General features: G+C 72.9%; 23 protein-coding genes. 15 read left to right on the top strand and 8 right to left on the bottom strand.

Translation table 11 applies throughout. The features are described from left to right. The first annotated feature begins 19 nt into the window (after nt 1-19). Complete coding sequence (locus DEJ29_RS17235) at nt 20-472, top strand: hypothetical protein (RefSeq protein ID WP_111094033.1); 453 nt, start codon at nt 20-22, stop codon at nt 470-472. A gap of 156 nt (nt 473-628) precedes the next feature. On the opposite strand, the gene DEJ29_RS17230 is transcribed toward DEJ29_RS17235, so the two are convergent. After that, on the bottom strand, nt 629-2,104 hold the full coding sequence (locus tag DEJ29_RS17230) for an NCS2 family permease (protein WP_110863257.1): 1,476 nt from the start codon (nt 2,102-2,104) through the stop codon (nt 629-631). 157 nt (nt 2,105-2,261) lie between these two features. Here DEJ29_RS17230 and folE point away from each other — a divergent pair, with 157 nt between their 5' ends. From folE to DEJ29_RS17205, 5 genes are all read left to right on the top strand, one after another. Beyond that, entirely contained in the window at nt 2,262-2,873 is a 612-nt protein-coding gene (gene folE / locus DEJ29_RS17225) for a GTP cyclohydrolase I (RefSeq protein ID WP_110863256.1), read from the top strand. Further along, complete coding sequence (folP, locus tag DEJ29_RS17220; protein WP_111094032.1) at nt 2,870-3,805, top strand: dihydropteroate synthase; 936 nt, start codon at nt 2,870-2,872, stop codon at nt 3,803-3,805. Before folE ends, folP begins: the two co-directional genes overlap by 4 nt. Further along, nucleotides 3,802-4,551 (top strand): pyrimidine reductase family protein, encoded by a 750-nt coding sequence (locus DEJ29_RS17215; protein WP_258375871.1) that lies wholly within the window; start codon nt 3,802-3,804, stop codon nt 4,549-4,551. The genes folP and DEJ29_RS17215 overlap by 4 nt, the downstream gene beginning before the upstream one ends. A gap of 78 nt (nt 4,552-4,629) precedes the next feature. Further along, nucleotides 4,630-5,283, top strand: a complete 654-nt coding sequence (locus DEJ29_RS17210) for an HAD-IA family hydrolase (RefSeq protein WP_111094030.1) — start codon at nt 4,630-4,632, stop codon at nt 5,281-5,283. Between the two features lie 640 nt (nt 5,284-5,923). Continuing rightward, the gene (locus DEJ29_RS17205; protein WP_071245566.1) at nt 5,924-6,466 is read left to right on the top strand and encodes a type 1 glutamine amidotransferase domain-containing protein; all 543 of its coding nucleotides are present in this window, start codon (nt 5,924-5,926) and stop codon (nt 6,464-6,466) included. Nucleotides 6,467-6,505: 39 nt separating this feature from the next. On the opposite strand, the gene DEJ29_RS17200 is transcribed toward DEJ29_RS17205, so the two are convergent. Beyond that, nucleotides 6,506-7,090, bottom strand: a complete 585-nt coding sequence (locus DEJ29_RS17200) for a molybdenum cofactor biosysynthesis protein (protein WP_258375927.1) — start codon at nt 7,088-7,090, stop codon at nt 6,506-6,508. A gap of 89 nt (nt 7,091-7,179) precedes the next feature. Between DEJ29_RS17200 and DEJ29_RS17195 the strand changes: the two genes are divergently transcribed. Genes DEJ29_RS17195 through DEJ29_RS17180 form a run of 4 tightly spaced genes read left to right on the top strand, consistent with a single transcriptional unit; the run spans nt 7,180 to nt 9,827 of the window. Then, nucleotides 7,180-8,772 (top strand): AlkA N-terminal domain-containing protein, encoded by a 1,593-nt coding sequence (locus DEJ29_RS17195; protein ID WP_111094786.1) that lies wholly within the window; start codon nt 7,180-7,182, stop codon nt 8,770-8,772. After that, nucleotides 8,769-9,281 (top strand): methylated-DNA--[protein]-cysteine S-methyltransferase, encoded by a 513-nt coding sequence (locus DEJ29_RS17190; RefSeq protein ID WP_111094787.1) that lies wholly within the window; start codon nt 8,769-8,771, stop codon nt 9,279-9,281. The genes DEJ29_RS17195 and DEJ29_RS17190 overlap by 4 nt, the downstream gene beginning before the upstream one ends. Nucleotides 9,282-9,309: 28 nt before the next feature. After that, a complete protein-coding gene (locus DEJ29_RS17185; RefSeq protein ID WP_258375928.1) occupies nt 9,310-9,570 on the top strand; it encodes a type II toxin-antitoxin system prevent-host-death family antitoxin in 261 nt (86 codons plus the stop codon). Next, nucleotides 9,567-9,827, top strand: coding sequence for a type II toxin-antitoxin system RelE family toxin (locus DEJ29_RS17180; protein ID WP_111094789.1), 261 nt, complete (start codon nt 9,567-9,569; stop codon nt 9,825-9,827). Before DEJ29_RS17185 ends, DEJ29_RS17180 begins: the two co-directional genes overlap by 4 nt. Nucleotides 9,828-9,852: 25 nt before the next feature. Here DEJ29_RS17180 and DEJ29_RS17175 read toward each other — a convergent pair whose 3' ends face one another. Both DEJ29_RS17175 and DEJ29_RS17170 read right to left on the bottom strand, forming a co-directional pair. Continuing rightward, nucleotides 9,853-10,446, bottom strand: a complete 594-nt coding sequence (locus DEJ29_RS17175; protein ID WP_111094790.1) for a TetR/AcrR family transcriptional regulator — start codon at nt 10,444-10,446, stop codon at nt 9,853-9,855. A gap of 9 nt (nt 10,447-10,455) precedes the next feature. Beyond that, on the bottom strand, nt 10,456-11,022 hold the full coding sequence (locus DEJ29_RS17170; RefSeq protein WP_111094791.1) for a hypothetical protein: 567 nt from the start codon (nt 11,020-11,022) through the stop codon (nt 10,456-10,458). A gap of 211 nt (nt 11,023-11,233) precedes the next feature. On the opposite strand from DEJ29_RS17170, the gene DEJ29_RS17165 reads away from it, so the two are divergent. From DEJ29_RS17165 to DEJ29_RS17155, 3 genes are all read left to right on the top strand, one after another. After that, nucleotides 11,234-12,055 (top strand): alpha/beta fold hydrolase, encoded by an 822-nt coding sequence (locus DEJ29_RS17165; protein ID WP_111094792.1) that lies wholly within the window; start codon nt 11,234-11,236, stop codon nt 12,053-12,055. 18 nt (nt 12,056-12,073) lie between these two features. Next, the gene (locus DEJ29_RS17160) at nt 12,074-12,946 is read left to right on the top strand and encodes an HAD family hydrolase (RefSeq protein ID WP_111094793.1); all 873 of its coding nucleotides are present in this window, start codon (nt 12,074-12,076) and stop codon (nt 12,944-12,946) included. Between the two features lie 239 nt (nt 12,947-13,185). Then, nucleotides 13,186-14,661 carry an APC family permease gene (locus DEJ29_RS17155; RefSeq protein ID WP_111094794.1) on the top strand — a complete coding sequence of 492 codons (1,476 nt, stop codon included), beginning with the start codon at nt 13,186-13,188 and terminating at the stop codon, nt 14,659-14,661. Between the two features lie 120 nt (nt 14,662-14,781). Here DEJ29_RS17155 and DEJ29_RS17150 read toward each other — a convergent pair whose 3' ends face one another. Continuing rightward, complete coding sequence (locus tag DEJ29_RS17150) at nt 14,782-15,513, bottom strand: LysE/ArgO family amino acid transporter (RefSeq protein WP_220037329.1); 732 nt, start codon at nt 15,511-15,513, stop codon at nt 14,782-14,784. 69 nt (nt 15,514-15,582) lie between these two features. Here DEJ29_RS17150 and DEJ29_RS17145 point away from each other — a divergent pair, with 69 nt between their 5' ends. Further along, nucleotides 15,583-16,503 (top strand): LysR family transcriptional regulator ArgP, encoded by a 921-nt coding sequence (locus DEJ29_RS17145; protein WP_111094796.1) that lies wholly within the window; start codon nt 15,583-15,585, stop codon nt 16,501-16,503. On the opposite strand, the gene DEJ29_RS17140 is transcribed toward DEJ29_RS17145, so the two are convergent. Together DEJ29_RS17140 and DEJ29_RS17135 are read right to left on the bottom strand one after the other, a co-directional pair. Then, on the bottom strand, nt 16,494-17,273 hold the full coding sequence (locus DEJ29_RS17140) for an Fpg/Nei family DNA glycosylase (protein ID WP_111094797.1): 780 nt from the start codon (nt 17,271-17,273) through the stop codon (nt 16,494-16,496). The two genes, DEJ29_RS17145 and DEJ29_RS17140, sit on opposite strands and share 10 nt — an antisense overlap. 92 nt (nt 17,274-17,365) lie before the next feature. Next, the gene (locus DEJ29_RS17135) at nt 17,366-22,123 is read right to left on the bottom strand and encodes an Lhr family ATP-dependent helicase (RefSeq protein ID WP_111094798.1); all 4,758 of its coding nucleotides are present in this window, start codon (nt 22,121-22,123) and stop codon (nt 17,366-17,368) included. 154 nt (nt 22,124-22,277) lie between these two features. On the opposite strand from DEJ29_RS17135, the gene DEJ29_RS17130 reads away from it, so the two are divergent. Next, entirely contained in the window at nt 22,278-22,952 is a 675-nt protein-coding gene (locus DEJ29_RS17130) for a PadR family transcriptional regulator (RefSeq protein ID WP_027466765.1), read from the top strand. A 123-nt stretch (nt 22,953-23,075) separates the two neighbouring features. Here DEJ29_RS17130 and DEJ29_RS17125 read toward each other — a convergent pair whose 3' ends face one another. Further along, complete coding sequence (locus DEJ29_RS17125) at nt 23,076-23,696, bottom strand: alpha/beta hydrolase (RefSeq protein WP_111094799.1); 621 nt, start codon at nt 23,694-23,696, stop codon at nt 23,076-23,078. Nucleotides 23,697-23,752: the final 56 nt, after the last annotated feature.

The raw sequence follows: 23,752 nt of genomic DNA, 5'->3' as shown, positions 1-23,752 counted from the left end.
CGTCGTGTAGACGGGACCCATGACGAACGACGAACAGGGCCCCGACGCGCAGCACCAGGTTCCCGAGGGGGTGTCCGAGGCCACGGTCGAGGCACTCGGCAGCCTGTCCGCCGCGGTCGAGGTCATCGAGCACGCCCGCGGCCTGCTCTACGGGTTCCACCGCCTGACCGGCACCGCTGACCTGAACCTCGGTGAGGCGGTCGAGCAGCTGCGGAAGGCCGGGCACACCGAACTCGCCGAGCGCATCGACACCGAACTCGTGGGCCGCAACGTCATCGCGGGCCGCTGGACGTTCCAGATCGTCGAGGACTACGACGACGGCTACTACGCCCTCGCCAAGGAGCTCGAGCGCACGGCGCGGGACGAGCTCGTGCAGGGCCGTCGCCACCTGTTCGAGGCGGGCATGAAGGAAGACCGTCGCTCCCAGGACCAGCGCCACCACGAGGCCACGCCGAGCGACCTGCCGGACTGAGCACGGGCCTCCAGGCCTGCGGGAGACGCCGGCGTCCTGCGGAAGACGCCCCGGAAACGTCGAGACGCCGCCGGATTCGGCGGCGTCTCGATGACACGACGGCGTCTTGCGCCAGGTCCAGCCAGACCCGGATCAGCAAGGCCCAGCCGCAAAGCCTCAGCCGACGCCGAGCAGTGCCTCCAGCGGCCCCCGCGCGAAGTACAGCAGGAAGCCCGCGGCGACGACGTAGAGCAGCCAGGAGACCTCACGGCCACGGCCGGACAGCAGCTTGATGAGCACCCAGCTGATGAAGCCGGCGCCGATGCCGTTCGCGATCGAGTAGGTCAGCGGCATGACGACGATCGTCAGGAACGCCGGCAGGGCCGAGCCGAAGTCCGACCACGAGATGTCCGCGACCTGCGCGACCATGAGCGCACCGACGACGACGAGCCCGGCGGCGGCGACCTCGAGCGGGACGACCTGGGTGAGCGGCGTGAGGAACATCGACGCCAGGAACAGCAGGCCGGTGACGACCGAGGCCATGCCCGTGCGGGCACCTTCGCCGATGCCGGAGGCCGAGTCGATGAAGACGGTGTTCGACGACACCGACGCGCCGCCACCGGCGATCGCGCCGACGCCCTCGACGACGAGCGCCGACTTCAGGCGGGGGAACGTGCCGTCCGGCTTCGCGACACCGGCGGCCTTGGCCAGACCGGTCATGGTGCCCATGGCGTCGAAGAAGTTCGTGAAGACGAGGGTGAAGACGAGCATCGACGCGGCGAGCGGGCCGATGCGGGTGAAGGCACCGAAGACGTCGGCGTGGCCGACGAGCGACAGGTCCGGCACGGCGAACAGTGCACTCGGCAGGCCGGGGGCGTTGAGGTTCCAACCGGTCTTCGATTCGACCGAGGTCGGCACCTGGAAGATCGCCTGCAGGATGATCGCGATGATCGTGGTCGCGACGATGCCGATGAGCAGCGCACCCTTGACCCGGCGGGCCATGAGCGTGCCGATGATGATCAGGCCGATGAGGAACACGATGGTCGGCAGGGCGCCGACGGAGCCGTCCTCGCCGAGCTGCAGCGGCGGCGACGCGAGCCCGGAGGACCGCACGAAGCCGGAGTCGACGAGCCCGATGAACGCGATGAACAGGCCGATGCCGACCGTGATCGCGGCCTTGAGCTGTGCCGGGACGGCGGTGAAGATCATCGTCCGGATGCCGGTCAACGCGAGGATCACGATGATCACACCGTTGATGACGACCAGGCCCATCGCCTCGGCCCAGGTGACCTGGTGCACGACACTGACGGCGAGGAACGAGTTGATCCCGAGCCCCGCGGCGATGCCGAACGGCAGGTTCGCGATGATGCCCATCGCGATGGTCATGACGCCTGCGACGAGGCCGGTCGCCGCGGCCACCTGAGCGTTCTCGAGCCATCCGCCGCTGACGTCCTTGGCGGCCTGGTCGGCGCTGAACCCGCCGAGGATGAGGGGGTTCAGGATGACGATGTACGCCATCGTCACGAACGAGACGAGGCCACCGCGGACCTCGCGGGGGATCGACGATCCGCGTTGGGTGATGGAGAAGAATCGATCGAGGCCGGTCGCGAAGCGGTTCCGGGGCGTGGTGTCGGTCTGCGGGGCGCTCACCACGAGAGTTTAAAGGACGCTGGGTTTCGGGCGTGTCACACCGGTCTCACAGGTTGCGACAGCCGGGAGGCCCGTTCCACGCGGATCGCGCACCTCGCGCTGGGCGTCTGCCCGCGTTCTCCGGCCATGGCTGGTGTTGGATGAGCGGGTGACGTCACCCATGGACCGCGCCCGTGTCGAGGCCGCCGTCCGCGAGCTGCTGCTCGCCATCGGCGAGGATCCCGACCGCCCGGAACTCACCCGCACCCCCGCCCGGGTCGCCGACTCGTACGCCGAGTTCTTCTCCGGGATCGGCACCGACGCGGTCGCCATCGCCCGGGACGGCACCGTGCACGCCGAGGACGGCGAACGCGGTCGGCTCGTCATCGTGCGGGACGTGAAGTTCCGTTCCGTCTGCGAACACCACCTGCTGCCGTTCCTCGGGGTCGCGCACCTGGCGTACGCGCCGGGCGACCGCCTCATCGGGCTCGGCACGCTGGCGCGGGTGCTCGACGCGGTGGCCTCCCGTCCGCAGCTGCAGGAGCGGCTCGGCGAACAGGTCGCCGCGACCATCGCCGAGGGGCTCGGTGCCGAGGGTGTCCTGGTGGTCCTCGACGCCCAGCACCAGTGCGTCACGACGCGTGGGGAGCGCCAGACCGGTTCGACGACCGTGACGGTGGCGGCGACCGGTTCGCTGGCCGACACCGCGGGACGGGCCGAGGCGATCGCGCTCATCGGCGCGGGGCGTGGGACCGAGGCCGGGCACGACGAGCGTGCCGGGGCGGACGCATGACGGGCCTCCTGGACGGCGCGGCCGGACCCGGCACGGCCGGCCCCGGCTGGGTCGTGCCGGACCTGCGCCACCCGGTCCGGACGTTCGGCCGCCGCACCATCGACTTCGACCACCGCATCGCCGTGATGGCGATCGTGAACCGCACCCCCGACTCGTTCCACGACCGCGGCGCCACCTTCGAGCTCGACCGGGCCGTCGCCGCCTCGGTCCGCGCAGCCGAACAGGGCGCCGACTGGGTCGACATCGGCGGCGTGAAGTTCGCCCCCGGTCCGGAACTGCCCGCCTCCGACGAGATCGACCGCGTCGTCCCCGTCGTCGAGCAGCTCGCCCAGCAGTCCGACGTCGTCATCAGCGTCGACACCTTCCGCCCGGAGGTCGCCGCGGCGGCGATCACAGCCGGGGCGACCGTCGTCAACGACACCACCGGCCTGTCCGACCCGCGGATGGCCGCCGTGGTCGCCGACTCCGACGCCACCGTCGTCATCACGCACTCCCTCGCGGAACCCCGACGGCCCCTGCCGGCACCGCCGCAGTACGGCGACATCGCGGGCGAGGTCGTCGCGTTCCTGCGCGAACGGGTCGACCGAGCGCTCGCCGCGGGCATCCCCGAGTCGCGGATCATCGTCGACCCGGGCCACGACCTGCACAAGAACACCGTGCACACCCTCGAGCTCACCCGTCGGTTGCCCGAGGTCGTCGCGCTCGGCTACCCGGTCCTCGCCGCGGTGTCGAACAAGGACTTCGTGGGGGAGTCGCTCGGACGCCCCCGAGGTGAACGGCTCTCCGGATCGCTCGCCGTGGCGACCGTGAGCGCGATGCTCGGCGCCCGGATCGTCCGCATGCACGACGTCGCCGAGAGCGTCGACGCGATGCGCATGGTCGAGGCCACGCTCGGATGGCGCACCCCCGTGGAATCGAGGCACAACACGTGAACGTCCTGCCCCCGTCGATCGCGGACCTGTCCGACGACGACCTGCTCGAGCTCTACACCGCCGACGCCGGGGACCCCTGGCTCCGGGTGAACTTCGTCGCGACGCTGGACGGTTCGGCCTCGGCTGCCGGGGTGTCCGGGTCGCTCGGCGGCGACGACGACCTGCGGGTCTTCGACCTGCTCCGGCGGGTGGCCGACGTCGTGCTCGTCGCCGCCGGCACCGTCCGCGACGAGGGCTACGGGCCGATGGTCCTGCACGACGCCGACGTCGCCTGGCGGCGGGCGCACGGCAAGCCGGACCACCCCGTGTTCGCGATCGTCACCGGCTCGCTGTCGCTCGACCCGGGGTCTCGGGTGTTCACCGAGGCTCCGGTGCGCCCGATCGTCCTGACGTCGGCGACCGCGGCTGCGTCGTCGAAGGCCCGGGCGCTCGCCGAGGTCGCCGACGTCGTGCCCTGCAGCGCGGACGACGAGCCGGACTCGGTGGACGCCGGGCGGATCCGAGGCGTGTTGGCCGCCCGTGGCCTCGGGATGATCCACTGCGAGGGCGGGCCGTCGTTCCTCGGGGCGCTCATCGCCGCGGACGCCGTCGACGAGCTGACCCTGACGATCGACCCGTCGCTCGAGGGCGGGGAGGGGCCGCGCATCGCCCGCGGCTCGTCACCCGAGCTCCGGCGGATGCGACCGGCGCACGTGCTGCTCGGCGCCGGCGGCGTGCTGCTCACCCGGTACGTCCGGGCGCGCTGACACCGGTCGCGCGCGGACCGCGGGACCGCGGGACCGCGGACCGCGGGACGGTCGGGCCCGTGGGCTAGGGTCGGGCGCGTGATCGACATCGTGGCGTCCGGGGTCCTCTTCGACATGGACGGGACCCTCGTCGACTCGACCGCGGTGGTCGAGGCGACCTGGACCCGGTTCGGCCACGCGAATGGCATCGACCCCGACGAGATCCTCGCGTTCTCGCACGGGCGGCAGGCGATCGACACCCTGCGGCGCTTCCTGCCCGACCTGCCCCTGGCCGAGCAGCAGCGGATCGCGGCCGAGCTCGTCGCCGAGGAGACCGCGAGCACCGAGGGCATCCTCGAGATCCCCGGAGCCGTCGCCTTCGTGCAGCGACTCGTCGAACTCGGCGTCCCGGTGGCCCTCGTGACGAGCGCCCCGCGTGACCTCGCCGCGGGCCGGATGGCCGCCGCCGGGTTCGCCGTGCCCGAGGCCTTCGTGCCCTCGGAGGACGTCGAGCACGGCAAGCCCCACCCCGACGGCTACCTGCGCGGAGCTGCCCTGCTCGGCGTCGACCCGACCGACTGCGTGGCGTTCGAGGACGCCCCGGCCGGGCTGGAGTCCGCCATCGCCTCCGGCGCGACCACGGTCGTCGTCGGTCCCCTCGAGCACCCGGTGACGGCCGGCCTGCACCGGGTGCACGGGTACGACGGGCTGACCGTCGAGCGCGACGGCGACGCCTTCCGCATCAGCGGCTGAGCGCGGCGCCCGTCCTCCCCGGCTGGCGGTCTGCCGTCGGTCAGGACACCCCGCCCGACCTGCGCCGAGTGGTCAGGAACCGTCGGCTGCGCCGCCGCCAGGCGACACTTCGTGACCGCTCGGCGGACGTGAGCGGGGGGTTGCGACCGCCCGAGTGGCGGCCTGGAGGCCCGTGGCGGGCCCGCACCGTGCCTCCAGGCCGACTGTGGGCGCGTCCACGGCGCCCCGGCGGCCGGTCAGGACACCCCGCCCGGCCTGCGCCGAGTGGTCAGGAACCGTCGGCTGCGCCGCCGCCAGCCGACGCTTCGTGACCGCCCGGCGGACGTGAGCGGGGGGGTGCGACCGGCGGAACGGCGGCCTGGAGGCCCGTGGCGGGCTCGCACCGTGCCTCCAGGCCGACTGTGGGCGCGTCCACGGCGCCCCGGCGGCCGGTCAGGACACCCCGCCCGGCCTGCGCCGAGTGGTCAGGAACCGTCGGCTGCGCCGCCGCCAGCCGACGCTTCGTGACCGCCCGGCGGACGTGAGCGGGGAGTTGCGACCGCCCGACCGGACCCCCGAGCCGCCCCTGGAGGCCTGCCCAGCCGACCCCGACGACCCTCGGGTGTGCGGCCGGAACGACCGGGCCGCGGAAGGAGCGATCATGGCAACCCTCGACGGCAAGAAGATCCTCGTCATCACGACGAACTACGGCGTGGAGCAGGACGAGATCGTCGTCCCCACCGAGCAGCTGCGTGAGCGCGGTGCCTCGGTGACCGTGGCGGCGAAGGAGACCGGCACGATCCAGACGCTGGTCGGCGACAAGGACCCGGGGCAGACGCTCGAGCCGGACACCACCATCGCCGGTGTCGACGCGAAGGACTTCGACGCCCTCGTGATCCCCGGCGGCACGATCAACGCCGACACGCTGCGCCAGGAGTCCCGCGCGGCGACGCTCGTGCAGGCCTTCGCCGAGGCGAGCAAGCCGGTCGCGGCGATCTGCCACGGCCCGTGGACCCTCGTCGAGGCGGGCGTGCTGTCCGGCAAGACCGTCACCTCGTTCCCGTCGCTGCAGACGGACCTGCGCAACGCCGGTGCCGAGTGGGTCGACCAGGAGGTCCAGGTCGACGGCGGCTTCATCACCTCCCGCACCCCGGACGACCTGCCGGCGTTCGTCGACGCGATCGAGAGCGCCCTCACCGCCTGAGCACTGTGCCGACGAGCGTCTCGCCGCCCGGCGACCGCGTCAGCCGAGCGCCACGGGGCGGGCCGTGCGGAGCACCGCGGGTCCGAGGGTGAGCACGCCGTCGGATTCCGGATCGCACCGCACCCCGCCCCGACCCCTCATCGCCCGGAACGCCCCGGGGGCCACCTCGTGGTCCATCCAGGCGCAGGGGTTCGCCGGTCGGTAGCCACGGAAGCGCACGGGACCTTCGCTGCCGCCGGGAGTCACGCTCTCCAGCGAGAACGGCTCGCCCCGCAGCGCCTCGACGTCGGCGCCCCGCAGGAACACGTTCCGCCGGGTCGCAGCGGGGTCGACGGTGGCGCCGATTGCCTGACCGACGGCTTCGAGCCCCTCCAGTCCGATCACCGTGACCGAGGCGTGCACGTGCGCCCGGGCCGCGAAGTACCGGTCACCGACGATGCCCAGCCCGGCCCGCAGCTCGATCCGGTCGCGTGACTCGTCCGGATCGTCCGCGGCCACCGGCAGCGCGCCGTCGGCCGGGCGCCCCTCGTACCGGTGCCGCGGTGAGACGAGCAGCAGCGCGACCTCGACCTCGGTCCGGAACGGCAGGTCGTCGAGACCGGCCACGTCGTCTGCGAGAGTCACGCGGCCAACGCTAGCCGGGCCTCCCGGCCGTGCACTGCTCCGTCCGATTCCCGCCAGTCGACGTCGGCGGCGCATGTCAGGCTGAGCCCATGACCAGCCCGGACACCGACGCGCAGCCCGACGCGCTGCACGCCGAACGGCACCGCGCCGTCGCCTCCCGCGACGCGCGCTTCGACGGCCAGTTCGTCACCGCCGTGCACTCCACCGGCATCTACTGCCGGCCCAGCTGCCCGGCCCGCACGCCGAGGGTCTCGGGTGTCACCTTCTATCGCACGAGCGCCGCAGCGCACCTGGCCGGCTTCCGCGCCTGCAAGCGCTGCCTGCCCGAGGCGACCCCCGGCAGCCCCGAGTGGGACCTGCGCGAAGACGTTGCCGGCCGGGCGATGCGGCTCGTCCTCGACGGTGTCGTCGAACGCGACGGCGTCCCCGGGCTCGCCGCGCGCGTGGGCTACTCGGAGCGGCAGCTGAACCGCATCATGACGGCCGAGCTGGGCGCCGGGCCGAAGGCGCTGAGCCGGGCGCACCGGGCGCAGACCGCGCGGACCCTGCTCACCTCGTCCGACCTGCCCGTCGCCGACGTCGCGTTCGCCGCGGGGTTCGCCAGCGTCCGACAGTTCAACGACACCGTGCGCGAGGTCTTCGCCGTCACTCCAACGGAGCTCCGCGCACGCCGGTCCGGGCGAGGCGACGGCGCGACGGACGGCGGCGACGGCGCACTGCACGTCCACCTGCCGGCCCGGGCACCCTTCGACGCGCAGGGCCTGCTCGACTGGCACGCGGTGCACGCCCTGCCGGGCACGGAGCAAGTGGACACCGACCCCACCGGTCGGGTCACGTCGTACGGTCGGCTGGTCGACCTGCCTGGAGGCCCGGGCTGGTTCAGCGCGTCGGCAGCCGTCCCCGACGTGGCCGGGCGGGGCACCGGGATCGACCTGCGCGTGCGGGTCACCGACCTCTCCGACCTGCCCGCGCTCGTGGCGCGGGTGCGTGCGCTGTTCGACCTCGACGCCGACCCGGTCGCCGTCGACGCCGTCCTCGGAGCCGTGCCCGAGCTCGCCGGCCCCGTCGCGCGGGTGCCCGGTCTCCGGCTCCCCGGCGCGGTGGACGCGCACGAGATCGTGTTCCGTACCCTGATCGGGCAGCAGGTCTCGGTGGCCGCGGCGCGCACCGCGCAGACCCGGCTCGTGGCTGCACTCGGAGCGACGGTGCCGGGCGCCATCCGGCCCGGCGGACTGCTCTTCCCGTCGGCGGCGGTGATCGCCGAACGCGGGCACGAGGTGCTGCGCGGCCCCGCCGCCCGCGTCGACACGATCCTGCGGGTGGCTGCGGCGCTCGCCGACGGGTCCCTGGTGGTGGACGGTGGGCAGTCGCTCGGTGACCTGCGCGACGGACTCCTCGCGGTGAAGGGCATCGGGCCGTGGACCGCCGACTACGTCGCGCTCCGGGTCCGGCACCACCCCGACATCTTCCTCCACAGCGACCTCGCCGTGCGGAACGGTGCACAGGAACTCGGGCTGCCCGGAACGGCGCGCGAGCTCTCCCTATGGTCGGAGCAGGTGGCCCCCTGGCGGAGCTACCTCACGATGCACTGCTGGCGACCGATCATCGACCGCGCGATGACCGCGACCGCCGGCGCCCGTGCAGCCCGTGCCCCCGAGGACCCCCGGAAGGACGACCGATGACCGACGCAACCATCCAGACCCTGGACACCCCCGACGGGCCGTTCACCGTGCTCGAGGACGCCGAGGGCAGGGTCCTCGCCTCCGGGTGGACCGACTCCGTCGAGCGGATCCTCGCCCGCCTGGCCGATCGCCACCGCCCCGACCGCGTGCTCGACGGCGTGGTCGCCTCGGCCGAGGCCGTGGACGCCTTCTACTCGGGCGAGGTCGAGCACGCCGTGCAGGTACCGGTCCGGCAGTTCGGCACCGAGCTCTTCACCGAGGGGTGGCGCCAGCTCCGCCGGATCCCCGCCGGCGGCACTCTGACCTACACCGGGTTCGCGGCGGCGATGGGGCGGCCCGATGCGGTGCGGGCGGCGGCGAGCGTGTGCGCCCGGAACGCCCCGGCGCTCTTCGTCCCGTGCCACCGGGTGCTGCGCTCGGACGGCACGCTCGGGGGCTTCGCGTGGGGGCTCGACGTCAAGCGCTCCCTGCTCGAACGGGAGTCGGTCGGCACCACGGCACTCGTCTGACTTGTACAAAACGCCCTAGAATGTACAGGTGAGCGAAGTGTCGATCTCCGAAGCCCGTGGCCGTCTGGCGTCGATCATCGACGACGCCCGACACGAACCCGTCTACCTGACCCGGCGCAACAAGCGCGTCGCGGCCGTGGTCGACGCGGCCGTCCTCGACCGGTTGCTCGAGGCGGCAGAGGACCTGGACGACCTGGTCGCCTACGACGAAGCCGTCGCCGAGAGTGCCCGCATCGGTGGCGAGAACGTCGAGTGGGACGACCTCAAGCGCGAACTCGGCCTCGGGTGACGTACTCGGTCGAGGTCATCCCGGCCGCGCAACGCGTCATCCGCACGCTGCCGCTCGACGGGCGGCGGCGGATCGAGGGGCTCCTCGCGATCCTCGCCGAGCACCCCCGGCCACCCGCCGCACGCAAGCTCGTGAACCGGCCCGGGTGGCGAGTCCGCTCGGGGGACTACCGACTGATCTACCGGATCGACGACGGCAAGCTCGTCGTGGTGGTCGTCGAAGCCGGGCATCGGCGCGAGGTCTACCGGGACCGCTGAGCCGGCAGTCGTCCGTCGTCGGCCGTCAGGCGATCGCGCCGCGCAGGCTGTCCACGTGCAGTTCGACGAGCGCCAGGACCCGCTCCGGCGCACGTGCCGTCGGGTCCCACGTGTGCTCGATCGCCAGCCCGTCGATGAGCGCGTGCAGCCGGTCCACCTCGTCGGTCAGGGCGCGATCGGCGCCGAAGCTGCCGTCCTCGCGCAGGATCTCCAGCGCCCGGGTGCACACCCGGCTGACCCCGTCGTTCAGGCGTCGGGCACTCGCAGCCAGGTGTTCGTCGGTGCGCGCGAGCACGCCGAGCTGCACCTGCGCCAGGATCTCGGTCGTGCGCTCGGCATCGAGCGGCAGCACCTGGGCGAGGACGTCCAGTGCGAGCGCACGACCCGTCGAACGCAGGGCGGCGAGCCGAGCGGTGACCCGTTCCTCGATGATCGTCAGGCAGTGCTCGCGCAGGGCGTCCTGCGTCGGGAACACGCGGCGGAGTGACGCCGGGGCGATGCCGGCCTCGTCCGCGACGTTCCGCACGGACAGCGCGCTGAGGCCGTCCCGCTCCAGGATCCGCAGGCAGGCCGCAGCCACCAGGGATCCCCGTTCCTCGAGGTCGACACGGCGGGGCACCGGGTCAGCCTAGGGCCGGCTCGAAGCTCCGGCCGGGTCCGCGGCTGCGGTGGTGACTCGGCGCGGCCAGATCGTGTAACTGATCGCCCACAGCAGTTCGACGCCCAGGACGACCCCGAGCAGTGCGACCGTGCCCTGCAGCTCGTCCGTGCGCTCCGGGTCGCCGACGACGAGGACGAGCGCACCGACGATCCCGCCGGCGATCAGCACGGCGAGCCCGGTCCGCAGCACGTCGCCCCAGCACCGGGCCGTGTACCGCCGTCCACTCAGCCGTTCCGGTGCCGGACCGCCGGCGAACCGGTGCGTGAACCGGACGTCCGCCCACGCGATCATCCGATGCCCGTACGCGACCGAGAAGCCGATGTAGATCGCCGCGAGTCCGTGGTGCCACGACGCGGTCCCACCGCCGAGCAGGTCGACCGTGACGACCGCGAGCAGCACGACGTCGATCACGGGTGCCGCGACGAGCATCGCCGCACCCGTCCGCGGCCGTCGCAGCAGGTACCGGGTGGTCAGGCCGCCGAGGATCGCGACCCAGAAGGCGATCTCACAGGCGACGATGGCGATGAGTGTCATGGTTCCCCGTTGCAGTGGCGGTGATCGGTTGAGTACAGGTGTACTCAACCAGCATGGCACGGCGACCGCCACGGTGTCGAGCGACGGGGTTCTGCCCCTGGAAGCGGGGGGAGACACGGGCTCCCACGCCTGCGACACTCGGAGGACCGGTAATCCGCACGGTCCCCCCCGAGGCCCGACGCATCGCCGTCGACAGCTCGCAAAGGACCCCATGCTCCCTCCAGTCGACCGAACGGTCGTCTCCTCCGACGGCACCACCATCGCCGTCTCCGAGGCAGGGGACGGGCCGGCGGTCGTCGTCGTGGGCGGTGCCTTCGACCACCGGGGGACCCCGTACCTCGCCCGCGTGGTCGCCGAGCTCGGCTCGACCCACCGCGTGGTGACCTACGACCGCCGTGGCCGTGGTGCCAGCGGTGACTCCGCGACGTGGGCCATCGAGCGCGAGGTCGACGACCTGCGCGCCGTCGTCGAGAGCATCGGCGCACCGACCACCGCCGTCGGCATCTGCGTCGGCGCCGGTGTCGTCCTGCACGGGCTCGCCACCGGACTGCCCGTCGACGGCGCCGTCCTGTGGGAACCGCCGTACCGCGCCTCCGTCGACCCGCACGCCGACGACGTCGTGTTCGCCGACCTGCTCGACGAGCACGTCGGTGCCGGCCGCCGAGCCCAGGCCGTCCGCGGGTTCCTGACCCAGGTGCTCGGGGTCCCGATGGGCCAGGTCACAGCCCTGCGGCTCAAGGGGTCGCTCTGGCGCTCCCTGGTCGTCGACGCCCACGTGCTCAGCCGCGAGGTCCGCGTGCTGAACGGCCTCGCCGTGCCCGAGCGGGTCGCTGCCGCCGTGGGTGTGCCGGTGCTCGTCGGCGCCGGTGGCGACGGACTCGAGTGGATGCGACGTGCGGCCCGCGCCGTCGTCGACGCCGTCCCGGGCTCGGAGTACACCGAGGTCCCCGGGCAGGGACACGTCCCCGCCCCGGCGGCCCTCGGAGCCCTGATCGACCGCGTCCGGAGCCGGATCGTCTCGCCCAGCAGCTGACTGCGAGAGGATGGGCGGGTGAACGCACCCCGCCTCGGTCTCCTGCTCGACGTCGACGGGCCCATCGCCAGCCCGGTCTCCCGCACCATCGCGATCCCGAGCATCGTCGCGGACCTCGTCGCGCTCGCCGCCGAGGGCATCCCGATCGTCTTCAACACCGGGCGCAGCGACGCGTTCATCCGCTCCGAGGTCGTCGGCCCGCTGCTCGCCGGTGGCCTCGCCGAGGGCGGGCGGGTGCACGCGGTCTGCGAGAAGGGCGCCGTGTGGTGCTCGATCGGTCCGCAGTACGACGGCGGCATGGGCGAACTGACGGTCGCCGAAGAGCTCGCGCTGCCGCGGGACTACGCCGACGAGATGCGCGAGCTGGTCCGCGACGAGTACGCCGACCTGGTGTTCTTCGACGAGACGAAGCGCGCCATGGTGTCGATCGAGCAGCGCGTCGAGGTGCCGAACGCCACCTACCTGGCCCGCCAGCCGGAGTTCGACGCGAAGGCCATGGCCGCACTCGAGCGTCGCGGGCTCGGTGTCCGCCGACTCGACGACGTCCGACCCGACGCCGACGGTGCCGTGCAGTGGCGCATCGACCCCACGATCATCTCGACCGACGTCGAGTCCGACCGCAGCGGCAAGGACCTCGGAGCCGAGCGCTCGCTCGAGCTCCTCGGGCAGGACGGCGAGCTCCCGGTCACCTGGCGCACCGTGGGGGACTCCCGGAGCGACTACGCCATGGCGGACTGGCTGCACGGCCACGGCCACGACGTCGCGCACGTCGACGTCCGTCCCGCCGACGGGGTGCCGGCCACGCCGTACCCGGTGCTCACCGCCCCCGACGGCGTGATCCACGACGAGGCCGGCGCCCGGTTCCTGACGGGCTGGCGCGCCGGCCGCTGACGCGAGCACAACCGCACCCCGCGACCGCACTCCGCGAACGCGCCCCGCGACCGCGCCCCGCCGGCGCGACCGCGGCCCTGGACGCACCGTCGGCCGACCGAGCGGTGCGTGCCGGACCGGTGCCGGGCCTCCTGGCCGTCGCCGGACCCGGCCACCGTCCGGGCGGACGCTTTGCGTGACACAGTGGTACACCAGTACCCTTCCGAGGTCCGCCGCCAGCCGATGACGGGATCCACCCCATGGCAACGAAGCTCCGCATCAAGTCGATCGAGGCCTCCCTGGCCGACTCCGAGGAGCAGGGCAGGTCCCTGAAACGCTCCCTGAAGACGTTCGACATCGCCGCGATGGGGATCGCGGTCGCCGTCGGCGCCGGCATCTTCTCGGTCGGCGCGAACGCCGCCGCGAACTTCGCCGGGCCCGGCGTCATCATCTCCTTCCTGCTCGCCGCCGTCACCTGCGGCCTGGCGATCATGTGCTATGCCGAGTTCGCCTCGACGATCCCCGTCGCCGGCTCCGCGTACACGTTCACCTACGCCACGATGGGTGAGCTGCTCGCCTGGATCGTGGGCTGGGACCTCATCCTCGAGACCCTCACGGCCAGCGCCGTGATCGCGAAGTACTGGGGCATCTACCTCAGCGAAGCGTTCAAGGTGTTCGGCGTCGACCTGCCCAGCACGATCCAGCTCGGTCCGATCCCGTTCACCTGGGGGCCGGTGCTCATCGTCGGGATCTTCACGGTGCTCCTCGCCTTCGGCACCCGCCTGTCGTCGCGGGTGTCGGCGGTCATCACGGTCATCAAGGTCGCGATCGTCGTGTTCGTCATCGTCGCCGGTGCGTTCTTCGTCAAGGCCGCGAACTTCACCCCGTTCATCCCGCCGGCCGAGCCCGGCAAGGGTGCCGAGGGCAGCGTCTGGACGCAGTCCCTCGTGTCGTGGTTCACCGGTGCGGAGCCCGCCCAGTACGGCGTCTTCGGCCTGCTCGCCGCGGCGTCCCTGGTGTTCTTCGCCTTCATCGGGTTCGACGTCGTCGCCACCAGTGCCGAGGAGACCGAGAACCCGCAGAAGACGCTGCCCCGCGGCATCTTCATCGGCCTCGGCATCGTGACCCTGCTCTACGTCGGCGTCAGCATCGTCATCACCGGCATGGTCTCGTACCAGCGCCTGGCCGAGGAGGACACACCGTCCCTGGCGTCGGCGTTCAACATCGTCGGGCTGCCGTGGGCCGCCGGCATCATCGCAATCGGCTCCCTGATCGGGCTGACCACCGTCGTCATGGTGCTGCTGCTCGGGCTGTCCCGCATCGTCTTCTCGATGAGCCGCGACGGCCTGCTGCCCCGCTGGTTCTCGAAGACCAACCCGAAGACGCAGACCCCGGTGCGCGTGCAGGTCGTCGCCGGTGTCGTCGTGGCGCTGCTGGCAGGGTTCACGGCGGTCGACAAGCTCGAGGGCATGATCAACATCGGCACGCTGTCCGCGTTCGTCCTGGTGTCGATCGGCATCGTCGTGCTGCGTCGTTCGCGCCCCGACGCCCCGCGGGCCTTCCGGGTGCCGTGGTCGCCCGTGCTGCCGATCATCTCGGCGGTGCTGTGCTTCTGGCTGATGCTGAACCTCGAGGTCGAGACCTGGCTCCGGTTCGTCGTCTGGCTGGCCATCGGCTTCGTCATCTACTTCGGCTACAGCCGTCGCCACAGCCGCGTCGGCCAGCGCATGCAGTAGGGCGCTCCGCGGGTCGGCCTGGCCCGCAAAACACCGGTGTTCGCAAGTTGCACACCCGCAGACCGCGGCGCGACGTGTGGACACCGGTGTTTTGCATCTACCGCCCGCCCGCCGCCGCCACTACGCGCCGACGAGCAGCAGCACGCCGAACGCGAGCATCACGACGGCGACCAGGCCGTCGAACACCCGCCAGGTCAGCGGCTTCTCGAACAGCGGCCGCAGCAGGCGTCCGCCGAACCCGAGCGCACCGAACCACAGGCAGCTCGCCGTGACGGCACCGATCGTCCAGAGCCACCGGTCGTCCGCACCCTGCTGGTTCGCCACCGACCCGAGGAACACCAGCGTGTCCAGGTAGACGTGCGGGTTCGCCCACGTGAAGACGAGCATGGTCAGCACGGCCGTCCGCATGGTCACCACCTGGCCGGGAGGCGCGGTGCGCGTCCGCCGCGCCGCCACCGTCGTGCCGGTGGTCGCGTCCACCCCCGCGCCCGCGTCCGCGCTGGCGCCCACCACACCGTCGTCGGCCGCTTCGTCAGCGACCCGCATTGCGTCCCCCGAGGGCCGCAGCGCACGCCGCGCCGCCAGCACCCCGTACGTGAGCAGGAACGCGGCACCGACGAACCGGATCACCAGGAGCGCCAAGGGGAACCGCTCGACCACGGCGCCGACCCCGAGCACCCCGGCGACGATGAGCAGCGCATCCGAGACCGCGCACACCACGACCGCCGCGGCCACCACCCGGAGTCCTGCGCTGACCGCGAGCCGGAGCAGGTACGTGTTCTGCACACCGATCGCGACGATCAGTGCGAGGCCGGTGCCGAGGCCGGAGAGCAGGGGCAGGAGCGAGGTCACGATCTGACGCTAGGGCCGGGTGCCGGTGTAGTACAGCTCACTTTACTGCAGCGCCGTAAGCTCAGCTGCATGACCCGGTTCCAGCGCGAGCACCTCGAGACGCTGCTCGCCGCCGTCGACCACGGCACGCTCGACGCGGCGGCCCGTGCGCTGGCGATCACCCCGTCGGCGGTCTCGCAGCGGATCAAGTCGATGGAGCAGCAGGTCGGCCGGGTGCTGCTCCAGCGCACCACCCCGGTGCGCCCGACCGCGGACGGCGCAGTCGTGCTCCGGCACGCACGGCAGGTCCGGCTGCTCGACGAGGAGACCTCCCGAGCCCTCGGCGGTGGATCGTCGGTGGTGCCGTCGATCCCGCTGGCCGTGAACGCCGACTCGCTCGGCACCTGGTTCCTCGACGCCCTCGCCCTCGTCCGGGCCGACACCGAGGTGGTCTTCGACCTGCACCGCGAGGACCAGGACCGCACCGCCGAGCTGCTCCGCGCCGGCACGGTGATGGGCGCCGTGACGGCCGAGGCAGACCCGGTGCAGGGCTGCTCGTCGGTGCCACTCGGCATCGATCGGTACCGGGCCGTGGCGTCCCCGGCGTTCGTCGCCCGCTACCTCGGCGACACCGACACCGAGCGGCGGATGCTCCGGCGGCTCGACGAGGTCCCGCTCGTCGACTACGACCGCGACGACGACCTGCAGCAGGGGTACCTGCGGCAGGTCCTCGGCCACGCTCCCGGAGGCCCGCGCCACTTCGTCCCGACCTCCGCCGACTTCGCCCGTGCGGTCACGCTCGGGTTCGGGTGGGGGCTGCTGCCCGAGGCGCAGTGCCTCGAGGCGATCGACCGCGGTGTCCTGGTCGAGCTGGCCCCGGGCCGGCACGCGGACGTGGCACTGTGGTGGCAGCGCTGGAACCTGGCGTCACCCCTGCTCGAACGGGTCACCGACGCCGTCCGTGCGACCGCCTCGTCGCGCCTGCACCCCGCGCGTCAGCGTCAAGACTGACAGCGCGGACACCAGTACGTGTCGCGCAGGGTGAGCTCCGAGTCGCCGAGTTCGCCGTGCCGGATCGGGGTCCCGCACCGCAGACACGGCTTGCCGGCGCGGCCGTAGACCCAGAACCGTCGGCCGGGGCGGTCGACGCCGGTCGTGACGCGGGCGCTGCGGTCGCGGTTCGCCAGGATCAGTCGGCTGGCGAGCGTGATCGTCCGCGCCGGGTCCGGCACCTGCCCGACCGGACGCGTCGGCAGCACCCCGCGCAGGAAGCAGAGTTCGTTCCGGTACACGTTGCCGAGCCCGGCGAGCACCTGCTGGTCGAGCAGTGCCAGCCCGACCGGGCGCTCGGGGTCCTCGGTCAGGTTGGCGAGCGCCAGGTCGGCGTCCCAGTCGGGGCCGAGCAGGTCCGGCCCCAGGTGTCCGACGACCTCGGACTCCTGGTCGCGCGGCACCACCTCGAGCACCCCGAGGGCGAAGCCGACGGTGGAGACCCCCTCGGCGTCCAGGATCGCCCGGGCCTGGTGCGCAGGGCGTCGCCAGCGGTCACCGGGCGCGTAGACGTCCCACCGGCCCTCCATCTTCAGGTGCGAGTGCACGGTCAGGTCGCCGATGCGGTGCAGCAGGTGCTTGCCGCGGGGGACGACCTCGTCGACGGTGCGGCCGACCAGGTCGAGCGTCGCGAACGCGGGGACCCGGAAGTCGCTCTTCGTCAGGACCTTGCCCGCCAGCGCGGTGTGCAGGCGGCGGGCAGCCCGGTAGACGGTGTCGCCTTCAGGCACGGGTCACCTCCGACGGGTGCGCGCGCGCAGTCCCGATGGCACGGGTCACCTCCGGCACGTGGTCGCTGCACTGCCGGGAGGCGCGGCTCGCCTCACACACGGAGCCGCAGCCCCTGCGGGGTCGCCGTGAACCCCGCGGCCCGGAGCGCGCCACCGAGCGGCGTCTCGAGCACGAAGTCCCCGTCGACCCGCTCGACCGAGAGCTTCCGCAGCCCGGTCCGGACGATGCCGGCGATCGAGGCGGCGGCGGCAGCGAGGTCGGCGGCGTCGTCGGTGAAGGTGAGCACCGACTTGCCGCCGCGCTCCACGTACACGGTGAGCTTGCCGTCGACGGTCGTGACGAGGGCACCCGCCTTGCGCCCGGGCCGGTGGCCCCGAGCGGTCTTCGCGCCGCTGCCGACCGCGGTCTCAGGCGGGCCGGCTCCGCCGTCGTCGGCCACGAGACCGGGGTCGGCGTCGCCCGTCGGCCACGGCAACGAGGCCCCGAACGGGTTCGCCGGGTCGGTCGCGGCGAGCGTGAGCGCCTCGCGCTTGCGGTCCGGATCGTCGCGCTCGTCGTCGCCGAGTTCGCGGGCGTAGGTGCGCAGCCGGTCGACGGTCGGGCCGGTGGCGAACTGGGCGGCACCGAGCCCCTCGACGAAGTACCCGCGACGAGCCCGGCCGGACTCCTCGAAGCGCGAGAGCACCCGGTACACCCCGGCGAAGCCGCCGCGGACACCTTCGACCTGCACGGCACCGCGGGTGACGACGCCGTAGCGTTCGAGCAGCTGTTCGGCGGTCGCGGCGGCCCGAACGGTCGAGTCGGACTCGGCCAGCGGCAGGAGCGACCAACGACCCCCGACGGACGGCGGCCCGGACTGCGTCGGCATGGTCGGACGCCGACGGCCGCGGTAGGCCCGAGCACGCGGAGCGCTCGAGCTCTTCGCCTTGCCGCCGAGCATCGAGCGCAGCGGGGCGAACGTGTCGTTCGTGATCTGCCCGGCCCAGACCAGGTCCCAGAGCGCGGTGGTGAGCGCCTGGTCGTCACTGCTGCCCACGGCCTGGCCGAGCTGCCGGAAGAAGTACGCGCCACCGCCGGCCAGGGCGCCGAGCACGTCCCGCTGCAGCTCGGTCGTCTCGTCCCCGGAGGGCTCGGCGAGCGTCGTCGCCGCGGTGTCGGCCAGGTGCAGGCGTACCCAGCCGTCGTTGCCCGGCAGGGTGCCCCCGCCGGACCACAGGACCTCGCCGGTGGCGGTGAGTTCGTCGAGCATGCTCGTCGAGTAGTCGGTGACGCGCGACGGCAGCACCAGGGTCTCCCAGGCGCTGGCGGGCAGGGCGACCCCGGCGAGCTGGTCGATCACCTGCAGGACGCCGTCGACGCCACGGAGCCCGCCGCGGGTCCCGGGGGTCTGCACGTGCTGCCACGCGGGCAGGAAGCGGGCGAGGGTGTCCGGCGAGACCGGTTCGACCTCGTGCCGCAGGGCTGCCAGGGACTTCGTGCGGATCCGTCGCAGGACCTCGGCATCGCACCACTCGGCGCCCTGGCGGTCGGGGCGGAACTCGCCCTCCACCACCCGGCGGTCGGCGACGAGTCGGCGCAGGGTGTCCTGCACGACGGCGATGCCCAGCCCGAGGCGACCGGCGGCCTCCTGCGCGGAGAACGGCCCGTGCGACCGGGCGTAGCGGCCGATCAGGTCGCCGAGGGGGTCGGCCACGGGCTCGACGAACGCCGTCGGCACACCGATCGGCAGCGGCACCCCGAGGGCGTCGCGCAGGCGGGCGGCGTCCTCGATCACGGCCCAGCGCGTCGCCCCGGCGTGCGAGAACGAGAGCACCCGGCGGTCCCGCTCCAACACCTGGAGTGTGCTGCGCAGTTCGGCGGTGGCCGCTGGACGGTCGGCGGTGTCGGCGAGCCAGCTCCGATCGACCGCTTCGTCGAGGTCGAGCGCGCCGACGAGCCGCAGCACGTCCACGAGTCCCTCGGCGTCACGGGCACGGCGGTCCGGCGACAGCCGCTGCAGGTCGCGCTCCACCGAGGTGATGACGGCCGGGTCGAGCAGCTCACGCAGCTCCGCACGGCCGAGCAGCTCGCCGAGCAGGGTCGAGTCGAGCGACAGGGCCGCTGCCCGGCGTTCTGCGAGCGGGGTGTCCCCCTCGTACATGAAGGCCGCGACGTACCCGAACAGGATCGACCGGGCGAACGGCGACGGCTGTTCGGTCTCCGTCTCGACCAGGCGGATCCGACGTCCGGCGATGTCGTCGGCGATCCCGAGCAGTGCGGGCACGTCGTAGACGTCCTGCAGCACCTCGCGCACGGTCTCGAGCACGATCGGGAACGTCGGGTACTTCTGCGCGACCTCGAGCAGTTGCGAGGCCCGCTGCCGCTGCTGCCAGAGCGGCGACCGCTGCCCGGGGTTCCGTCGGGGCAGCAGCAGGGCGCGCGCCGCACACTCACGGAACCGCGCGGCGAACAGCGCCGAGCCGCCGACCTCGTCGGTGACCAGGGCCTCGAGGTCGTCGCGCTCGAACACGAACAGGTCGGCACCCGGCGGCTCGGCGTCGGTCTCCGGGATGCGGACGACGATGCCGTCGTCGGCCGCCATCGCGTCACCGTCGATGCCGTGCCGTTCGCGCAGCCGTGCGGCGACGGCCAGGGCCCACGGCGCGTGCACCTGCATGCCGTAGGGCGAGTGCAGGATGAGCCGCCAGTCCCCGAGCTCGTCGCGGAACCGCTCGATGACGAGCGTGGTGTCGTTCGGCACGTGACCGGTGGCCGCGCGCTGGTCGCGCAGGAAGGTCAGCAGGTTGGTGATCGCACGGTCGTCCAGTCCACCGGCGGCGACGCGGGCGCGGGCGTCGTCGTCCGAGGCGCCCTCGACCTCGCGCACGAACGCACCGGTCGCCCGCCCGAGCTCGGCGGGCCGGCCGATGCCGTCGCCCTTCCAGAACGGCACGCGTCCGGGCTGCCCGAACGCCGGGCTCACGACGACGCGGTCGTGGGTGATCTCCTCGATCCGCCAGCTCGTCGCACCGAGGGCGAAGACGTCGCCCACGCGCGACTCGTAGACCATCTCCTCGTCGAGCTCGCCGACGCGGGACGCCTTCTCGCCGACCATGAAGACGCCGAACATGCCGCGGTCGGGGATCGTCCCGCCGCTCGTCACCGCGAGTCGCTGCGCACCGGGGCGCCCGGTCAGGGTGCCGTGCACGCGGTCCCAGACCAGCCGTGGCCGGAGTTCGGCGAACTCGTCGCTCGGGTACCGGCCCGTGACCAGGTCGAGCGTCGCCTCGAACGCCGATCGGGGCAGGCCGCTGAACGGGGCGCTCCGCCGCACGAGCTCGAACCAGTGCTCGACGTCGAGGGTGTCGATCGCCCCGGCCGCCACGGTGTGCTGCGCCAGGACGTCGAGCGGGTTCGCCGGCACCGAGATCGACTCGATCTGGCCCGTGACCATCCGCTCGACCGTGACCGCGCTGTTGACCAGGTCGGCCCGGTGCTTCGGGAACAGCACGCCGCGGGAGATCTCGCCCACCTGGTGGCCGGCACGACCGACGCGTTGCAGGCCGCTCGCGACGGAGGGCGGCGCTTCGACCTGGACGACCAGGTCGACCTCGCCCATGTCGATGCCGAGCTCGAGTGAACTCGTCGCGACGACGCACCGCAGCCGACCGGACTTCAGGTCGTCCTCGATGATCGCGCGCTGGTCCTTCGACACCGAGCCGTGGTGCGCGCGGGCGAGCACCGGGACGGAGGCGTCCGAGCCCCCTCCACCCGTCTGCCCGGACCCGCCGATCAGCTGCGCCGGCGGGCGCTTGGCCCCCTGGGGTGCGACGGCGTGCGCCGAGGTGCGGGCCGGTGACTGCGGGCGGCCCCGCGCCACCGGGAGGCCGTCGCCGTCCGGGGACGCCCCCGCCGGCACCAGCACGCCGTCACCGGCGGCGGCGAGCACGCGTTCCTCGTGGATCTCGTTGAGCCGCGCCGTGAGCCGTTCGGCCAGCCGTCGCGAGTTCGCGAACACGATGGTCGAGCGGTGTTCCTCGATCAGGTCGACGACACGTTCTTCGACGTGCGGCCAGATCGACCCGTTCGTCGGCGACTCGGACGCGTCCGCACCGACCGGCGGCGCCCCGAGCTCGGTCATGTCGTCGACGGGCACGACGACCCGCAGGTCGAAGGTCTTCTGCGCGGGCGGCGCGATGATCGTCACCGGGGCGCGGCCGCCGAGGAACCGCGCGACCTCTTCCGGCGGGCGGACGGTCGCGGACAACCCGATGCGCTGCACGGGCTTGTCGAGCAGGTCGTCGAGGCGCTCGAGGGACACGGCCAGGTGTGCGCCGCGCTTGGTCGAGGCAACCGCGTGGACCTCGTCCACGATGACGGTGTCGACGTTCACCAGGGTCTCGCGCGCCTGCGAGGTGAGCATCAGGTAGAGCGACTCGGGCGTGGTGATGAGGATGTCCGGCGGCTGGCGCAGGAGCTTCTGGCGGTCGGACGACGGGGTGTCACCGCTGCGCACCCCGACCGTGACGTCCGGCGGCTCGGTGCCGAGGCGCCGAGCGGTCTGGGTGATGCCGACGAGCGGGCTCCGCAGGTTGCGCTCGACGTCGACGCCGAGGGCCTTGAGCGGCGAGACGTAGAGCACCCGCGTGCGCTGCTTCGCCGGTGGGCGGTCCGTCGCGCTGATGAGCCGGTCGATCGACCACAGGAACGACGCCAGGGTCTTGCCGGAGCCGGTCGGGGCGATCACGAGTGCGTGCTGCCCGGTCGAGATCGCGTCCCACGCCCCGGCCTGCGCGGGCGTCGGTGCGTCGAAGGCGCCGCGGAACCACTCGGTGGTCGCGGGAGAGAAGCGCTCGAAGACGTCCGTCATGGTCCGTCCCATCCTGCCCGCCACCACCGACAGCAGGCCGAGCGCACGTACCCCTTGACAGAGCGATAGTTACCGATCTATCGTAAACACATCGCGATACGACGAAGACGATCAGGTCAGACCGATCGCGAGCCGCACGACGAAAGGACTCCTCATGCGCCCCTCGTATGACGACGACAGCAACACGTCCCCCCGCGACCAGCGCGGGTTCGGCCCGCGCGGCCCCCGCTTCGGCGGCGCGCGGCAGCACCACGGTGCCGGCTTCCCCGGCCGTGACCGCGGTGACCACGACCACGGCGGCCGCGGCTTCGGTGGCCGCGGGTTCGGCCCCGGCTTCGGCCCGGGCATGGGCTTCGGCCCCGGTTTCGGCGGGCCCGGTTTCGGCCGCGAACGCCGTCGCCGCGGTGACGTCCGTCTCGCGATCCTCGGTCTGCTGGCCGAGGGCCCGCAGAACGGGTACGCCGTGATCAAGACCATCGCCGAGCGCACCGGCGGCGCCTGGAAGCCGAGCCCCGGCTCGGTCTACCCGACGCTCCAGCAGCTCGTCGACGAAGACCTCGTGGTCTCGTCGGGCGACGGCCGCAAGACGCTCTTCGAGCTCACCGACGCCGGCAAGGCCGAGACCGAGGCCAAGGCCGACGAGATCGCTGCGGCACTCGACGGGGCCCCGGGCATCCCGGACGCCCAGCGCGAGTTCTTCGAGGCGCTCCGGAAGACCATGGGCGTCCTGCAGATGTACCGCAGCACCGCGACCGAGGAACAGGCCAAGGCCGCCACGGCCAAGGTGGACCAGCTCCGCAAGGACCTGCTCCAGATCCTCGCCGACTGACGGACAGGAGGCCCGGTGCCAGCTGGCACCGGGCCTCCAGTCCGTCCGCACATCGTGAGCAGCTGTGGTCGGGTCCGCACGTCGGACCCGACCATTCGTGCTCACGAAGCGCGCTCCGCAGCGCTACCCCGCGCCGACGAAGGCGGCCACGTCCGCCAGCTCCGCCGTCGACACGGCGTGCGGCAGGCCCGCGTAGGTGCGGTCGGTCACGTCGGTGTGCGCTGCGGCCCACGCCTGCGTCCGGGCGGTGGCCTCGGGCGGGATCACCGGGTCGAGGTCACCGTGCCCCAGGAACACCCGCGGCCGCACGGCCGACACGGCTTCGTCGCGGGAGTCCGTGACGCCCGGCACGACGAAGCCCGACAGCGACACCGCGAACGCGAACGCCGCGGGCCGGGCGCGTAGCAGCTGGAGCGCCATCGAGCCGCCCTGCGAGAACCCGAGCAGCCCGATCCGCGGGTGGTCGGCGGCGACGGAGCCGATCCAGTCGAGCACCTCGACGGTCGCGGCGTCCACCGCCTCGGGCGCGGGGGAGCCGGGCGTGCCGAGCGGGTACCAGCTGAAGCCGGGCCCCCACGGCATCGGCGCCCGGGGCGACGCGACCGTCCATGCGGGCGGCAGTGCGGGGGCGAGGCCGAGCAGGTCGTGCTCGTTCGACCCGACCCCGTGCATCGCCACGAGCAGGGGTGTGCCCCGCCGGTCCGAGGTACTCCGGGTCCACTGCACCAGGTCCGCATCGATCATGTGGACAACGCTAACCATCCCCAACTCCCGCGCCTTCCGCCGAACTCGCCGCCGTC

This window comes from Curtobacterium sp. MCPF17_021 (genome assembly GCF_003234605.2).
Lineage (GTDB): Bacteria > Actinomycetota > Actinomycetes > Actinomycetales > Microbacteriaceae > Curtobacterium > Curtobacterium flaccumfaciens.
This window is presented reverse-complemented; position numbering and strand designations above follow the sequence as displayed.

What these genes read in the sequence shown, in the direction of transcription:
- DEJ29_RS17235 (WP_111094033.1), top strand. Translation starts at nt 20, where the DNA reads ATGACGAACGACGAACAGGGCCCCGACGCGCAGCACCAGGTTCCCGAG.
- folE (WP_110863256.1), top strand. Translation starts at nt 2,262, where the DNA reads ATGGACCGCGCCCGTGTCGAGGCCGCCGTCCGCGAGCTGCTGCTCGCC.
- folP (WP_111094032.1), top strand. Translation starts at nt 2,870, where the DNA reads ATGACGGGCCTCCTGGACGGCGCGGCCGGACCCGGCACGGCCGGCCCC.
- DEJ29_RS17205 (WP_071245566.1), top strand. Translation starts at nt 5,924, where the DNA reads ATGGCAACCCTCGACGGCAAGAAGATCCTCGTCATCACGACGAACTAC.
- DEJ29_RS17195 (WP_111094786.1), top strand. Translation starts at nt 7,180, where the DNA reads ATGACCAGCCCGGACACCGACGCGCAGCCCGACGCGCTGCACGCCGAA.
- DEJ29_RS17190 (WP_111094787.1), top strand. Translation starts at nt 8,769, where the DNA reads ATGACCGACGCAACCATCCAGACCCTGGACACCCCCGACGGGCCGTTC.
- DEJ29_RS17170 (WP_111094791.1), bottom strand. Translation starts at nt 11,022, where the DNA reads ATGACACTCATCGCCATCGTCGCCTGTGAGATCGCCTTCTGGGTCGCG.
- DEJ29_RS17165 (WP_111094792.1), top strand. Translation starts at nt 11,234, where the DNA reads ATGCTCCCTCCAGTCGACCGAACGGTCGTCTCCTCCGACGGCACCACC.
- DEJ29_RS17155 (WP_111094794.1), top strand. Translation starts at nt 13,186, where the DNA reads ATGGCAACGAAGCTCCGCATCAAGTCGATCGAGGCCTCCCTGGCCGAC.
- DEJ29_RS17145 (WP_111094796.1), top strand. Translation starts at nt 15,583, where the DNA reads ATGACCCGGTTCCAGCGCGAGCACCTCGAGACGCTGCTCGCCGCCGTC.
- DEJ29_RS17135 (WP_111094798.1), bottom strand. Translation starts at nt 22,123, where the DNA reads ATGACGGACGTCTTCGAGCGCTTCTCTCCCGCGACCACCGAGTGGTTC.
- DEJ29_RS17130 (WP_027466765.1), top strand. Translation starts at nt 22,278, where the DNA reads ATGCGCCCCTCGTATGACGACGACAGCAACACGTCCCCCCGCGACCAG.
- DEJ29_RS17125 (WP_111094799.1), bottom strand. Translation starts at nt 23,696, where the DNA reads ATGATCGATGCGGACCTGGTGCAGTGGACCCGGAGTACCTCGGACCGG.